The 14,721-nt window shown below is 64.5% G+C and carries 9 protein-coding genes; 4 read left to right on the forward strand and 5 right to left on the reverse strand.

The features are described 5' to 3' along the window. Nucleotides 1-45 precede the first annotated feature (45 nt). Together CAF92_RS17730 and CAF92_RS17735 are read left to right on the forward strand one after the other, a co-directional pair. Nucleotides 46-1,143, forward strand: coding sequence for an efflux RND transporter periplasmic adaptor subunit (locus tag CAF92_RS17730; RefSeq protein ID WP_046616295.1), 1,098 nt, complete (start codon nucleotides 46-48; stop codon nucleotides 1,141-1,143). Continuing rightward, nucleotides 1,140-4,220: a MexW/MexI family multidrug efflux RND transporter permease subunit gene (locus tag CAF92_RS17735; protein ID WP_085601507.1), complete on the forward strand. Its 3,081-nt coding sequence runs from the start codon at nucleotides 1,140-1,142 to the stop codon at nucleotides 4,218-4,220. The genes CAF92_RS17730 and CAF92_RS17735 overlap by 4 nt, the downstream gene beginning before the upstream one ends. Nucleotides 4,221-4,292: 72 nt before the next feature. On the opposite strand, the gene CAF92_RS17740 is transcribed toward CAF92_RS17735, so the two are convergent. From CAF92_RS17740 to lysA, 3 genes are all read right to left on the reverse strand, one after another. After that, nucleotides 4,293-5,030, reverse strand: a complete 738-nt coding sequence (locus CAF92_RS17740; protein WP_085601508.1) for a GntR family transcriptional regulator — start codon at nucleotides 5,028-5,030, stop codon at nucleotides 4,293-4,295. A 34-nt stretch (nucleotides 5,031-5,064) separates the two neighbouring features. Beyond that, complete coding sequence (locus tag CAF92_RS17745; protein WP_085601509.1) at nucleotides 5,065-5,508, reverse strand: acetyltransferase; 444 nt, start codon at nucleotides 5,506-5,508, stop codon at nucleotides 5,065-5,067. Between the two features lie 206 nt (nucleotides 5,509-5,714). Beyond that, on the reverse strand, nucleotides 5,715-6,947 hold the full coding sequence (gene lysA / locus CAF92_RS17750) for a diaminopimelate decarboxylase (protein ID WP_085589290.1): 1,233 nt from the start codon (nucleotides 6,945-6,947) through the stop codon (nucleotides 5,715-5,717). Nucleotides 6,948-7,071: 124 nt separating this feature from the next. On the opposite strand from lysA, the gene CAF92_RS17755 reads away from it, so the two are divergent. After that, nucleotides 7,072-7,977: a LysR family transcriptional regulator gene (locus CAF92_RS17755; RefSeq protein ID WP_046616290.1), complete on the forward strand. Its 906-nt coding sequence runs from the start codon at nucleotides 7,072-7,074 to the stop codon at nucleotides 7,975-7,977. 159 nt (nucleotides 7,978-8,136) lie between these two features. Here the strand turns inward: CAF92_RS17755 and CAF92_RS17760 are convergent, their stop codons facing one another. After that, the gene (locus tag CAF92_RS17760) at nucleotides 8,137-8,490 is read right to left on the reverse strand and encodes a hypothetical protein (protein ID WP_085601510.1); all 354 of its coding nucleotides are present in this window, start codon (nucleotides 8,488-8,490) and stop codon (nucleotides 8,137-8,139) included. Nucleotides 8,491-8,764: 274 nt separating this feature from the next. On the opposite strand from CAF92_RS17760, the gene CAF92_RS17765 reads away from it, so the two are divergent. Beyond that, nucleotides 8,765-13,630 (forward strand): NAD-glutamate dehydrogenase, encoded by a 4,866-nt coding sequence (locus tag CAF92_RS17765; protein WP_085601511.1) that lies wholly within the window; start codon nucleotides 8,765-8,767, stop codon nucleotides 13,628-13,630. A gap of 105 nt (nucleotides 13,631-13,735) precedes the next feature. Here CAF92_RS17765 and CAF92_RS17770 read toward each other — a convergent pair whose 3' ends face one another. Continuing rightward, the gene (locus CAF92_RS17770) at nucleotides 13,736-14,554 is read right to left on the reverse strand and encodes a pyruvate, water dikinase regulatory protein (protein ID WP_024086557.1); all 819 of its coding nucleotides are present in this window, start codon (nucleotides 14,552-14,554) and stop codon (nucleotides 13,736-13,738) included. Nucleotides 14,555-14,721 lie beyond the last annotated feature (167 nt).

Here is a 14,721-nt window from a genome sequence, read left to right on the forward strand (position 1 = left end):
CCCGATCTTCCCCGCAACCGCTTTTCCTGATGATCGGAGCACTGCATGAACAAAAGGACGTTACTGGCCTGGGCTGGCGCTGTTGCAGGTGTGCTGGCCGCTGCCTATGCATTGGTCGGCAGTGGCTCGGCGCCGCCGGCTACGGCGGCATGGCCGGCGACCAAGGTGGCGCTGGCCACGGCCGAGCAAGTGCAGCTGGCACGGCAGAACTTTGCCTCGGGGGAACTGGAGGCGGTCAACCAGGTACAGGTGGCGGCCGAGACGGCGGGGCGCATCACCCGCATCGCCTTCGAGTCGGGACAATGGGTGAGTGCAGGGCAATTGCTGGTACAGCTGAACGATGCCCCGGAGCAGGCCCAGCGTGTGCAGTTGCGGGCCAGGCTACGCAATGCCGAAGTGGTGCTGCAGCGCAGCCGCAAGCTGCGCGCGGTGAACGCCGTGTCACAGGAGCTGCTCGACAATGCGGCCACCGCCGTGGACGTGGCCAGCGGGGAGCTGCAGCATGTCGAGGCGCTGATCGCGCAGAAGGCAATACGCGCGCCGTTTGCCGGCAAGCTCGGCATTCGCCGGGTGCATCAGGGCCAGTACCTGAGCGCCGGTGAGACCATCGCCAGCCTGGCCGACATCAGCCAGCTGCACGTCAATTTTTCCCTGGGCGAACAAGCCGCCCCCGAAGTGCACGTGGGGCAACTGCTGGCGCTGACGGTGGATGCGGTGCGCGGGCAGGACTTCCAGGCCCGGGTGGTCGCGGTGGACCCGGTGGTGAGCAAGGCGCGCCTGGTGCAGGTGCAGGCGGCCTTGCCGAACCCGGGCGGGCAGTTGCAGCCGGGCATGTACGCCGGCGTGCGCCTGGATGCCGCGCAGCCGTCAAGCGTGCTGGCCGTGCCGGAAACCGCGATCACCTACACCGCCTACGGGCAGACGGTGTTCGTCGCTACCCGGGACCCGGAACAGGGCACCCGGGTCAGCCGGGTGCGGGTGACTACTGGTGAGCGCTGGCAGGGGCGGGTGGAGATCACCTCAGGCCTGGCGCCCGGTGACCAGGTGGTGGTGTCCGGCCAGTTGAAACTGAGCGACGGCATGCCGGTCGAGCCTGTGGCGCAGGACAGCCTGCAGGCCAGCCAGGGAGGGCGGCAATCGTGAAGTTCACTGACCTCTTTGTCCGCCGCCCGGTGCTGGCGCTGGTGGTCAGCAGCCTGATCATCCTGCTGGGGCTGTTTGCCATGGGCAAGCTGCCGATCCGCCAGTACCCGCTGCTGGAAACCTCCACCATCACCATCAGCACCGAGTACCCGGGCGCCTCTGCCGAGCTGATGCAAGGCTTCGTGACCCAGCCGATCACCCAGGCGGTGTCGTCGGTAGAGGGCATCGACTACCTGTCCTCGTCGTCGCAGCAGGGGCGCAGCCTGATCACCTTGCGCATGGTGCTCAATCGCGATTCGACCCAGGCGCTTGCCGAGACCATGGCCAAGGTCAACCAGGTGCGCTATCGCCTGCCGGAAAAGGCCTACGACCCGGTGGTGGAGCTGTCGGCAGGGGACTCCACGGCGGTGGCCTACGTGGGCTTTGCCAGCGAAACCTTATCGATACCCGAACTGAGCGATTACCTGTCGCGGGTGGTGGAACCGCAGTTCTCCGGCATCGACGGTGTGGCCAAGGTGCAGTCGTTCGGCGGGCAGCGCCTGGCCATGCGCCTGTGGCTGGACAGCGAGCAGATGGCCGGGCGCGGGGTGACGGCCGCCGACGTGGCGCAGGCGGTGCGTGCCAACAACTACCAGGCGACGCCGGGGCAGGTGCGTGGGCAGTACGTGCTGGCCGATATCCAGGTGGACACCGACCTGACCCGGGTCGAGGACTTCCGCGAGCTGATCATCCGCAACGATGGCACCGACCTGGTGCGCCTGCGCGATGTCGGCACCGTCGAGCTGAGCGCGGCCGCCACACAGACCAGCGCCACCATGGACGGCAAGCCCGCCGTGCACCTGGGGCTGTTCCCCACCCCAACCGGCAACCCGCTGGTGATCGTCGAGGGTATTCGCCAGCTGCTGCCGCAGATCCGCCAGACCCTGCCACCCGGGGTGGAGGTGGCGCTGGCCTACGAGACCGCACGCTTCATCGACGCCTCGATCGACGAGGTGCTGCGTACCCTGGTGGAAGCCATGCTGATCGTGGTGCTGGTCATCTGGCTGTGCCTGGGTTCGCTGCGCAGCGTGGTGATCGCGGTGGTGGCCATCCCGCTGTCGATGCTCGGCGCGGCAGGCCTGATGCTGCTGTTCGGCTTCAGCCTGAACCTGCTGACCTTGCTGGCGATGGTGCTGGCCATCGGCCTGGTGGTGGACGACGCCATCGTGGTGGTGGAGAACGTGCACCGCCATATCGAAGAGGGCAAGTCGCCGGTTGCCGCGGCGCTGGCCGGGGCGCGGGAAATCGCCGGGCCGGTGATCGCCATGACCCTGACCCTGGCCGCCGTATACGCGCCGATCGGCTTGATGGGCGGGCTGACCGGCACGCTGTTCCGTGAGTTTGCCCTGACCCTGGCGGGGGCGGTGATCGTGTCCGGCATCGTCGCGCTCACCCTGTCGCCGGTGATGAGTTCGCTGTTGTTGCAACCCGGCCAGCAGCATGGCGCCATGGCCAACATGGCCGACCGCCTGTTCGGCATGCTGACCGGGGCCTATGGGCGAGCACTTGCCTACACCCTGTCGCATCGCTGGATCAGTGGTGGTGTGGCGCTTCTGGTGTGCCTGAGCCTGCCTTGGCTATACCTGCTGCCGCAGCGCGAACTGGCCCCGCCCGAGGACCAGGCGGCGGTGCTGACGGCCATCAAGTCGCCGCAGCATGCCAGCCTGGATTATGTGGAGCGCTTTGCCCTGAAACTGGACCAGGTGATGAAGTCCCTCGCCGAAACCACCGACACCTGGATCATCAACGGCACCGACGGCCCGGCCGCCAGTTTCGGCGGCATCAACCTCAGCGCCTGGCAGGTTCGCGAGCGTTCCGCCGCGCAGGTGCAGGCGCAGTTGCAGCAGGCCGTGGCGGACATCGAGGGCAGCAGCATCTTCGCCTTCCAGGTGGCCTCGCTGCCGGGCTCCAGCGGTGGCTTGCCGGTGCAGATGGTGTTGCGCAGCGCACAGGACTACCCCGAGCTGTACCAGACCATGGAGATGATCAAGCAGCGCGCCCGCGACAGCGGCCTGTTCAGCGTGGTGGACAGCGACCTCGACTACAACAACCCGGTGGTCAAGGTGCGCATCGACCGCGCCAAGGCGGCCAGCCTGGGCATCAGTATGCAGGCCATCGGCGAGTCGCTGGGCGTGCTGGTGGGCGAACAGTACCTCAACCGCTTCGCCCTGTTCGGGCGCTCCTACGACGTGATCCCGCAAAGCATCCAGGACCAGCGCCTGACACCGGCTGCGCTGAACCGCCAGTACGTGCGTGCCGAAAACGGCAGCCTGGTGCCGCTGGCCACGGTGGTGCACCTGGACATCGAAGTGGCGCCCAACCGCTTGCTGCAGTTCGACCAGCAGAACGCCAGTACCCTGCAGGCGATCCCGGCGCCCGGTGTGTCGATGGGTAATGCCGTGGCATTTCTCGAACAGCTTGCCGCCGAACTGCCACCTGGCTTCAGCCATGACTGGCAATCGGAGTCGCGCCAGTACGTGCAGGAGGGCTTTGCCCTGATGTGGGCGTTTCTCGCCGCCCTGGTGGTGATCTACCTGGTGCTGGCCGCGCAGTACGAAAGCCTGGTGGACCCGCTGATCATCCTGGTGACCGTGCCACTGTCGATCTGCGGTGCGCTGCTGCCGCTGGCGCTGGGCTGGGCCACGCTGAACATCTACACGCAGATCGGCCTGGTGACCCTGATCGGCCTGATCAGCAAGCACGGCATCTTGATGGTGGAGTTTGCCAACGAGATCCAGGTGCGTGACAGCCTCGACCGTGCCGCCGCCATCGTCCGCGCCGCGCAGATACGCCTGCGGCCGGTGCTGATGACCACGGCGGCGATGACCTTCGGCGTGCTGCCGCTGCTGTTTGCCAGCGGCGCCGGGGCCAACAGCCGCTTTGGCCTGGGGGTGGTGATCGTGTGCGGGATGCTGGTGGGGACCTTGTTTACCCTGTTTGTGCTGCCGACGATCTATGCCTTGCTGGCGCGAGACCATCGGGTGACCACGGTGCGGGGGCAGCAGTTGGCGGAGGCTGAGCGGGTGCTGGACATGTGAGGTAAACCTGACCACATGCGCTCCTACAGGGATCGCGCAAGTTTTGGGATATCGAGCATGGCGCTGGTTTGATCAGCCAGGCGACCGATCGCGGCGCATCTGGGTGACGAGGGTAAAGCGATCATCCGGGTGCACCGTCTCGGAAACCGCCATCAGGTCGCCGTTTTCCTCGCGGTAATGGCGAATGATCTTCAGCCCCGGCGCGCCTGCCTCGGCCTTCAGCACCCTGGCCATTTCCGCGGTCAGCAACACTGCCCGCACCTGCTGGTCGACCACCGCGATCGCCCGGCCATAGTGCTGCTCGATCAGCCCCGCAATCAGTTGGTCGGGGTGCTCGCGGGCCAACTCGATGACCTCGGCATAGTCGCGCTGCGCGTACACATCGGTCCAGCACAGCGGCGCCGTGTTGTGCACGCGGTCGACACGGATGCTCGACACGCAGAAGTAGTGCTCGCCCGGTACCAGCCCCAGCCGCACCGCCTCGCTCAGGTCGGCGACGAAGTGGCGCACGTCCTGGATTTCCCGTTGCTGGGTTTCCGCCAGGTGCGCCAGGTCCGCCACGCTGGCCAGTGACTGCGAATAGCCACCGCGCGGGCTGCTGGCCTCCACCCGGGTACCCACGCGCTTGCGCCGCGATACCAGCCCTTGGTTGAGCAACTGGTTGATCGCCGCGCGCACCGTGTGTCGGCTCACATCGTAAAGGTCGCACAGCTCGAACTCGGTCGGCAGCAGGCTGCCCACCGGGTAGCGGCCGCTGGCGATGCCTTCCATCAAGTCCTTTGCCACGGTGGTGTAGCGCGTCGGGTTCATACCTTTGGTCTGTCTCGCGAAGTAGCCCCGGACATCAAGCCTGTGCGGGCAGGCTCATATGCAGCAAGGGGAACGGCCGGCCTTCGCCATCCAGCGGTGAGCGGCCGGTCTGGATGAAACCGTAGTGCCGGTAGAACCCCACTGCCTGCGGGTTCTGCTCGTTGACATCGACGCTCATAACGTTGTGCTTCTGGCGGCCGAAATCCAGCAGCGCGCGGCCAATGCCCTGGCCATGGCGCTCGGGGGCGACAAAGAGCATTTCCACGTGGTTGCCATTGAAGCCAATGAAACCAAGTGGGCGGTCTTCGGTGTCAACCGCAACCCAGAGCTCGACGGCCTGGAAGTAGACGTCGCGCAATTGCGGCAGCAGCGCGTCAATGTCGGACGCTTGCAGAAAGTGGTGCGTGGCGCGCACGGCGCGCAGCCAGATATCGAGCAGTTGCGGATGATCTGCAGCGATGCTTTGGCGGATGATCATGGAGTGATGCCTGGTCGGTGTATGGCTGCGGGGTCGGGAGGAAGAAAAAGGGTACCCGGATTGTAGGTGGCGGGGCAATGACGGTGGGGCAGGGCATCAGCTGATGCGTTGCCCGGGCTGGCCCTTTCGCGGGTAAACCGCTCCCACAAGCAAGCACTGCCCTCGAGCCCGGCGCCGTACCCGTGGGAGCGGGTTTACCCGCGATATCAGAAGCCCGCCTCCAGGCCCAGCAGGTCCTGCACTGTCTGCCTGCGGCGAATCATCCGTAGCGCCCCATCCTCGATCAGGAACTCCGGCAGCAATGGCCGGCTGTTGTAGTTCGACGACATCGACGCGCCATAGGCCCCGGCGTCGTGGATCACCAGCAGGTCACCCACCTGCGCCTGGGGCAGGTCGTGCGGGGTCAGTTCCTGGTCATCCTGGGTAAACACATCGCCCGACTCGCACAGCGGCCCGGCCACCACGGTCGGCTGCCGTGGGCGGTCGACCGGCTGGCCGTCGGCGTCGAGCAGGGTCATGCGGTGGTAGGCCCCGTACATCGCCGGGCGCATCAGGTCGTTGAAACCGGCGTCGATCATGACGAAGGTATTGCGGCCCACCTGCTTCACGGCGCGTACCTCGGCCACCAGGTAGCCCGATTCCGCCACCAGGAAGCGCCCTGGCTCGATCTCCATGCGCACGGGGTGGCCCAGCATCGCCTCGATCTCCTTGCGGGCCACGGCCCAGGTCCGGGCGTAGCGTTGCAGGTCGACCGGCTTGTCGCTGCTGCGGTACGGGGTGGAAAGCCCGCCGCCAATGGAAAACGCCTCGATGTCCACGCCCAGGCGGCCGATCAGCTCGATCATCGAGCGGGCCACTTGCTCCAGGTGCTGATAATCCACCCCCGAGCCGATGTGCATGTGCACCCCTACCAGGTGCAGGCCATGGGTTTTTACGCAGGCCAGCGCTTCGCCCAGCTCTTCGTGCCAGATGCCGTGCTTGCTGTTCTCGCCACCGGTGTTGGTCTTGCGGCTGTGGCCATGGCCGAAGCCGGGGTTGATGCGGATCCACACGCGGTGGCCGGGCGAGCGTTCACCCAGTTGGCGCAGCATGTCGATGGAACCGGCGTTGACTTCGATCTTCGAGGCCACCACCCGCTCCAGGGTCGGCCGGTCCAGCGCGTCGCAGGTCAGCACCACGCCGGCAGGGTCGCCATCCACGCTTGCGCCCGCGGCAAAGGCCCGCTCCATTTCGCCCAGCGACACTGCGTCCAGCACCAGGCCGTGGGCGCGCATCAGGCGCAGCACATGCAGGTTGGGGTTGGCCTTCTGGGCGAAGCGCACGGTATCGAACACTTTCAGCTGTTCGACGCGCTCGGCGATGGTACCGGCGTCATAGGCCCATAGCGGCGAGCCGTGCTGGCGGACAGCCTCGGCCAGAAGAGTGAAGGGTGCAGTCATGGTGGCGCTACTCATATAAGGAAGGCCACGAGAATGAGCCAAAGCAGGAATTCAGAAAAATAGCTATTTTTCTGTCAGCCATTCATATCTGATATGACTATTACCGACTTGCCAGGTGCTGCCCGTGAAACTGTCCGTCCGCCATATCGAAGTGTTTCGCGCCATCATGGCCGCTGGCAGCGTCACCGGTGCGGCGCGCTTGCTGTTTACCTCGCAGCCCACTGTCAGCCGCGAACTGGCGCGGCTGGAGCAGGTGACCGGGCTGAACCTGTTCGAGCGCGAAGGCGGCCGTCTGGTGCCGACGGCCCAGGCGCTGCTGTTGATCGAGGAGGTTGAGCGGGCCTACGTAGGGCTGGAGCGCATCGACCGCTTTGCCCAGGCCATCCGCAATTTCGAGCAGGGTCGGTTGGCCATTACCTGCCTGCCGCTATTTTCCCAGACCTTGCTGCCCAAGGCTTGCCAGCGCTTTCACCAACAGCACCGGGGCGTGAGCGTGAGTATCCTGGCGCAGGAGTCGCCGTTGCTGGAGGAGTCGCTGGTTGCCCAGCAGCATGACCTGGGCCTGACCGAGGTAGAGCAGATACCGCGTGGCGCCTACGGCGAATTGCTGTTCAGCGCCAACATGGTGTGCGTGCTGCCCGACGGGCACCCGTTGCAGGCAAGGGCCGAGCTGGAGCTGAGCGATTTCCACGAGGTCGACTTCATCAACCTGGCCAGCCTGGACACCTACCGGCAGCGCCTGGACCAGCACTTTCGCGCGGCGGGGGTGAACCGCCGCACGGTCATCGAAACCACCAGTGCTGCCTCGGTGTGCGCCATGGTCAGGCAAGGCCTGGGGGTGGCGATCATCAACCCGCTGAGCGGGCTGGAAGCGGCGCAGGGCGGGTTGCCGATCCGGCGGTTGCGGGTGTCGGTGCCGTACCAGGTGATGCTGATCAGGCCGGACCACCGGCCGGCATCGGCGGCGGTGGAGCCGTTTTGCCAGGCGTTGCGGGTGCAGGCCCGGGAGATGCAGCAGGCGCTGGCATGATCGTTGTGGGGGAACTGCCTTGCACAAAACCTAAAAACTGGCGCGATCACTGTGGGAGCGGGCAAGCCCGCGAAGCAGGCGACGCGATGGATGGCACCGGCTGTGCCGGTGTTCGCGGGCATGCCCGCTCCCACAGGGGCAGCGCCGGTATTCAGTTCGTCACAGCTCGCAGACGAAGGTGCCGGTCCCGGCCAGGATGTTCTCCAGGGTTTCCTTCACTTCCTCCATGTCACTCAACTCGCTGGTCAGGTTGATCTCCAGCACCTCATCTCCCTTCAGCGCATCCCGGTCGCCGGCCGCCACTTCGATCAGCAGTCGCTTGGCGCCTAGGGTCACTTTCAGGCCATCCAGCGTCGACGGCTCGTCATCCAGGGTCAGGTCGACGGTGTCTTCGTCCGGGTAGCGGGTCAGCAGGAACATCTGACCCTTGTCGCTGTGGCAGCACAGGGTCGCCATGTTGTCTTCCTCGTCATCGCAAGGGGTGGCGAACAGAAGGGCAGTATTGATTTGCATGGACAAGGCTCGGATCAAAGGAAACGGAAGGGAATTCTGACAGTCTTGCCTACAGGCATAAACGTAAAGTTACCGCCCCTTGACCGAAATTGTCGCAGCGCTGCAAGCCTTGATGACCAATCAGTCGTTAAGCTTCGGCGAGCCCTGGGCGTGCCTGCGCACGTTCAACGCCTGGTTTTACCGTCCGCCTTGCCACGGGTTGGCTATCGTTGATCCGTACACGGCGCACGCAGCGACGCTTCAACTATTACAAAGCCCAAGCGGAGTACCACAGATGGCGTTCTTCACCGCAGCCAGCAAAGCCGACTTCCAGCATCAACTGCAAGCGGCCCTGGCGCAGCACATCAGCGAACAGTCCCTGCCACAAGTCGCGCTGTTCGCCGAGCAATTCTTCGGCATCATCTCTCTGGACGAACTCACGCAACGCAGGCTTTCCGACCTGGCCGGCTGCACCCTGTCAGCCTGGCGCATCATCGAGCGTTTCGACCCCGAATACCCGCAAGTACGGGTGTACAACCCCGATTACGAACGCAATGGCTGGCAATCGACCCACAGCGTGGTCGAAGTGCTGCACCACGACCTGCCGTTCCTGGTCGACTCGGTACGCACCGAGCTCAACCGCCGCGGCTACAGCATCCACACCCTGCAGACCACCGTGCTCAGCGTGCGCCGCGGCGCCAAGGGCGAGCTGCTTGAACTGCTGCCCAAGGGCACCCAGGGCGAGGGCGTACGTCATGAGTCGCTGATGTACCTGGAGATCGACCGTTGCGCCAACGCCGCCGAGCTGACGGTACTGGCCCGCGAGATCGAGCAGGTGCTGGCCGAGGTGCGGGTGGTGGTGGCCGACTTCGAACCGATGAAGGCCAAGCTGCGTGAAGTGGTGGCGGAGGTGGAGCAAACCGCCTTTGGCCCGGCGCAGAACGAAAAGGGCGAGGTCAAGGCTTTCCTCGAGTGGCTGCTGGACAACCACTTCACCTTCCTGGGCTATGAAGAATTCACTGTCAAGGGCGATGCCGATGGTGGCCAGATGGTCTACGACGAGCAGTCGTTCCTCGGCCTGCCGCGCCGCTTGCGCGTGGGCCTGACGAGCGACGAGCTGCGCATCGAAGACTATGCCGTGGCCTACCTCAATGAACCGTTGCTGCTGTCGTTCGCCAAGGCCGCGCTGCCAAGCCGCGTACACCGCCCGGCCTATCCGGACTACGTGTCGATCCGCCAGCTGGACGCCGACGGCAAGGTGATCAAGGAACACCGCTTCATGGGCCTGTATACCTCGTCGGTGTACGGCGAAAGCGTGCATGCCATCCCTTATATCCGGCAGAAGGTTACCGAAATCGAGCGCCGCTCGGGCTTCGATCCCAAGGCCCACCTGGGCAAGGAACTGGCCCAGGTGCTGGAAGTGCTGCCGCGCGACGACCTGTTCCAGACCCCGGTCGACGAGCTGTTCAGCACCGTCATGTCGATCGTGCAGATCCAGGAACGCAACAAGATCCGCGTGTTCCTGCGCAAGGACCCGTACGGCCGCTTCTGCTACTGCCTGGCCTATGTACCGCGGGAAATCTACTCCACCGAAGTGCGGCAGAAGATCCAGCAGGTGCTGATGGAGCGCCTGAAGGCCAGCGACTGCGAGTTCTGGACCTTCTTCTCCGAATCGGTGCTGGCCCGTGTGCAGCTGATTCTGCGGGTAGACCCGAAAAACCGTATCGACATCGACCCGCAGCAGCTGGAACGCGAAGTGATCCAGGCCTGCCGCTCGTGGCATGACGACTACTCGGCGCTGGTGGTCGAAAACTTCGGCGAAGCCCAGGGCACCAATATCCTCGCCGACTTCCCCAAAGGTTTCCCGGCTGGTTACCGCGAGCGCTTCGCCGCGCACTCGGCGGTGGTCGACCTGCAGCACGTGCTGAACCTGTCGGAAAGCAAGCCGCTGGCGATGAGCTTCTACCAGCCGCTGACCCAGGTCGGCGAGCGTACCCTGCACTGCAAGCTGTACCACGCCGACACCCCGCTGGCGCTGTCCGACGTGCTGCCGATCCTGGAAAACCTCGGCCTGCGCGTACTCGGCGAGTTCCCGTACCGCCTGCGCCATGCCAGTGGCCGCGGCTACTGGATCCACGACTTCGCCTTCACCTACAGCGAAGGCCTGAGCCTGGACATCCAGCAGCTCAACGACACCCTGCAGGATGCCTTCATCCACATCGTCCGCGGCGATGCCGAGAACGACGCCTTCAACCGCCTGGTGCTCACCGCCGGCCTGCCATGGCGCGATGTGGCGCTGTTGCGCGCCTATGCCCGTTACCTGAAGCAGATTCGACTGGGCTTCGACCTTGGCTACATCGCCAGCACCCTGAACAACCACACCGACATCGCCCGCGAGCTGACCCGGTTGTTCAAGACCCGCTTCTACCTTGCGCGCAAGCTCACCCAGGAGGACCTGGATGACAAGCAACTGCGCCTGGAACAAGCCATCCTGACAGCGCTGGACGACGTGCAGGTGCTCAACGAAGACCGCATCCTGCGTCGCTACCTGGACCTCATCAAGGCCACCCTGCGCACCAACTTCTACCAGCCGGATGCCAACGGCCAGAACAAGTCGTACTTCAGCTTCAAGTTCAACCCCAAGCTGATCCCCGAGCTGCCCAAGCCGGTGCCCAAGTTCGAGATCTTCGTCTACTCACCACGGGTCGAGGGCGTGCACCTGCGCTTCGGCAACGTCGCCCGCGGCGGCTTGCGCTGGTCCGACCGCGAGGAAGACTTCCGCACCGAGGTGCTGGGCCTGGTTAAAGCCCAGCAGGTGAAGAACTCGGTGATCGTACCGGTCGGCGCCAAGGGCGGCTTCCTGCCGCGCCGCCTGCCGCTGGGCGGCAGCCGCGACGAGATCGCGGCCGAAGGCGTGGCGTGCTACCGCATCTTCATTTCCGGCCTGCTCGACATCACCGACAACCTCAAGGACGGTGGCGTGGTGCCGCCGGCCAACGTGGTACGCCACGATGATGACGACCCGTACCTGGTGGTGGCGGCCGACAAAGGCACCGCGACCTTCTCCGACATCGCCAACGGCATTGCCATCGACTATGGCTTCTGGCTGGGCGATGCCTTCGCCTCGGGCGGTTCGGCCGGTTACGACCACAAGAAGATGGGCATTACCGCGCGCGGCGCCTGGGTTGGCGTGCAGCGCCACTTCCGCGAGCGCGGCATCAATGTGCAGGAAGACCCGATCACCGTGATCGGCATCGGGGACATGGCCGGCGACGTGTTCGGCAACGGCCTGCTGATGTCCGACAAGCTGCAGCTGGTGGCTGCCTTCAACCACCTGCACATCTTCATCGACCCGAACCCGGAGCCAGCCGCAAGCTTTGCCGAGCGCAAGCGCCTGTTCGACCTGCCGCGCTCGGCCTGGAGCGACTACGACACCAGCATCATGTCCGAAGGCGGCGGGATCTTCCCGCGCAGTGCCAAGAGCATCGCCATCAGCCCGCAGATGAAAGAGCGCTTCGCCATCGACGCCGACCGCCTGACCCCGACCGAGCTGCTCAATGCTTTGCTCAAGGCACCGGTAGACCTGCTGTGGAACGGTGGCATCGGTACTTACGTCAAGGCCAGCACCGAGAGCCACGCCGACGTCGGCGACAAGGCCAACGACGCGCTGCGGGTCAATGGCAACGAACTGCGCTGCAAGGTGGTGGGCGAGGGCGGCAACCTGGGCATGACCCAGCTTGGCCGGGTCGAGTTCGGCCTGCTTGGCGGCGCCACCAACACCGACTTCATCGACAACGCCGGCGGCGTGGACTGCTCCGACCACGAGGTCAACATCAAGATCCTGCTCAACGAAGTGGTGCAGGGTGGCGACATGACCGAGAAGCAGCGTAACCAGCTGCTGGGCAGCATGACCGACGAAGTGGCCGGCCTGGTGCTGGGCAACAACTACAAGCAGACCCAGGCGTTGTCACTGGCGGCTCGCCGCGCCCGCGAGCGGATTGCCGAGTACAAGCGCCTGATGGCCGACCTGGAGGCCCGTGGCAAGCTGGACCGCGCCATCGAGTTCCTGCCGTCCGAGGAGCAGTTGGCTGAGCGCCTGGCCGCCGGCCAGGGCCTGACCCGCGCCGAACTTTCGGTGCTGATCTCGTACAGCAAGATCGACCTCAAGGAACAGCTGCTCAAGTCGCTGGTGCCGGACGACGATTACCTGACCCGCGACATGGAAACCGCCTTCCCGCCGTCGCTGGTCAGCAAATTCGCCGACTCCATGCGCCGCCACCGCCTGAAGCGCGAAATCGTCAGCACCCAGATCGCCAACGATCTGGTCAACAACATGGGCATCACCTTCGTCCAGCGCCTGAAAGAGTCGACCGGCATGAGCCCGGCCAACGTGGCCGGAGCCTATGTGATCGTGCGCGATATCTTCCATCTGCCGCACTGGTTCCGCCAGATCGAGGCACTGGACTACCAGGTGCCGGCGGAAATCCAGCTGACCCTGATGGACGAACTGATGCGCCTGGGCCGCCGTGCCACCCGCTGGTTCCTGCGCAGCCGCCGCAACGAGCAGGACGCCGGGCGCGACACCGCGCACTTCGGGCCGAAGATCGCGCAACTGGGGCTCAAGCTCGACGAGTTGCTCGAAGGCCCGACTCGCGAGCGCTGGATGGTGCGCTACCAGGGCTTCGTCGAGGCTGGTGTACCGGAGTTGCTGGCGCGCATGGTGGCTGGCACTACCCACCTGTACACCCTGTTGCCGATCATCGAGGCCTCGGATGTTACTGGCCATGATCCGGCGCAGGTGGCCAAGGCGTTCTTCGCCGTGGGCAGCGCGCTGGACCTGACTTGGTACTTGCAGGAAATCAGCAACCTGCCGGTGGAAAACAACTGGCAGGCGCTAGCCCGCGAGGCGTTCCGCGACGACATCGACCTGCAGCAGCGGGCGATCACCATCTCGGTACTGCAGATGGCCGATGCGCCGGAAGACATGGACGCCCGCGTGGCGCTGTGGGCCGAGCAGCACCGGGTGATGGTGGAACGCTGGCGCGCCATGCTGGATGACCTGCGCAATGCCACCGGTACCGACTATGCGATGTACGCGGTGGCCAACCGCGAGCTGGTCGACCTGGCCATGAGCGGGCAGGCGGCGGTGGTGCCGTCCTGAGCTTCATGAGGCGGTAGAAGAAAGCCCCGGCAGTGATGCCGGGGCTTTTTTGTATTCCTGGGCCGGCCTCTTCGCGGGTGAACCCGCGAAGAGGCCGGTACAGGCTTACTTGAACCTGCGCTCCACGCCTTTCTCCACCAGAATCTTCGCCGAAATCTCCTCCACCGAAAAATGCGTGGAATTGATGTTGGGAATGTTCTCCCGGCGGAACAGGTTCTCCACCTCGCGCACTTCGAACTCGCACTGGGCAAAGCTGGAATAGCGGCTGTTGGGCTTGCGCTCGTGGCGGATGGCGGTGAGGCGGTCGGGGTCGATGGTCAGGCCGAACAGCTTGTTGTGGTGCTTTTTCAGCACCGCCGGCAGCTGCAGGCGCTCCATGTCGTCCTCGGTCAGCGGATAGTTGGCGGCGCGGATGCCGAATTGCATGGCCATATAAAGGCAGGTGGGGGTCTTGCCGCAGCGCGATACGCCTACCAGGATCAGGTCGGCCTTGTCGTAGTAGTGGGTGCGCGCGCCATCGTCGTTGTCCAGGGCGAAATTCACCGCCTCGATGCGTTCCATGTAGTTGGAATTGCCGCCGATCGAGTGCGACTTGCCGACGGAATACGACGAATGGGCAGTCAATTCCTGTTCAAGCGGGGACAAAAACGAAGAAAAGATGTCGATCATGAAGCCATTCGAGGTAGCCAGGATCTCACGGATGTCCTGATTGACGATGGTGTCGAAAATGATCGGGCGTACACCATCGCGCTCGGCCGCGGCATTGATCTGCTGGACCATGGTCCGTGCCTTTTCCGGCGAATCGATGTAGGGACGGGTGAATTTATTGAACGGAATGCTCTCGAATTGAGCGAGCAGACTCTGGCCCAGGGTTTCGGCAGTGATGCCGGTGCCGTCGGAGATGAAGAACGCGGTTCGTTTCATTTGCGATCTGGGCCTTAAGCTGATGACGTTTCTTGGATATGATAAGTTCGGTTTGCCGAATGCGGCTGTCGGCATTCTCACTTATTTTCCAGGTACAGGCCACAAGCGTCCGGCCAAGTCAACGAAGGCAGGCGGGCGCCCTTGAGCTTTTCCAATACAGTTAGTGG

The organism is Pseudomonas sp. B10(2017), assembly GCF_002113295.1.
Taxonomy (GTDB): domain Bacteria; phylum Pseudomonadota; class Gammaproteobacteria; order Pseudomonadales; family Pseudomonadaceae; genus Aquipseudomonas; species Aquipseudomonas pudica.

What these genes read in the sequence shown, in the direction of transcription:
- CAF92_RS17730 (WP_046616295.1), top strand. Translation starts at nt 46, where the DNA reads ATGAACAAAAGGACGTTACTGGCCTGGGCTGGCGCTGTTGCAGGTGTG.
- CAF92_RS17740 (WP_085601508.1), bottom strand. Translation starts at nt 5,030, where the DNA reads ATGAACCCGACGCGCTACACCACCGTGGCAAAGGACTTGATGGAAGGC.
- CAF92_RS17745 (WP_085601509.1), bottom strand. Translation starts at nt 5,508, where the DNA reads ATGATCATCCGCCAAAGCATCGCTGCAGATCATCCGCAACTGCTCGAT.
- lysA (WP_085589290.1), bottom strand. Translation starts at nt 6,947, where the DNA reads ATGACTGCACCCTTCACTCTTCTGGCCGAGGCTGTCCGCCAGCACGGC.
- CAF92_RS17760 (WP_085601510.1), bottom strand. Translation starts at nt 8,490, where the DNA reads ATGCAAATCAATACTGCCCTTCTGTTCGCCACCCCTTGCGATGACGAG.
- CAF92_RS17765 (WP_085601511.1), top strand. Translation starts at nt 8,765, where the DNA reads ATGGCGTTCTTCACCGCAGCCAGCAAAGCCGACTTCCAGCATCAACTG.
- CAF92_RS17770 (WP_024086557.1), bottom strand. Translation starts at nt 14,554, where the DNA reads ATGAAACGAACCGCGTTCTTCATCTCCGACGGCACCGGCATCACTGCC.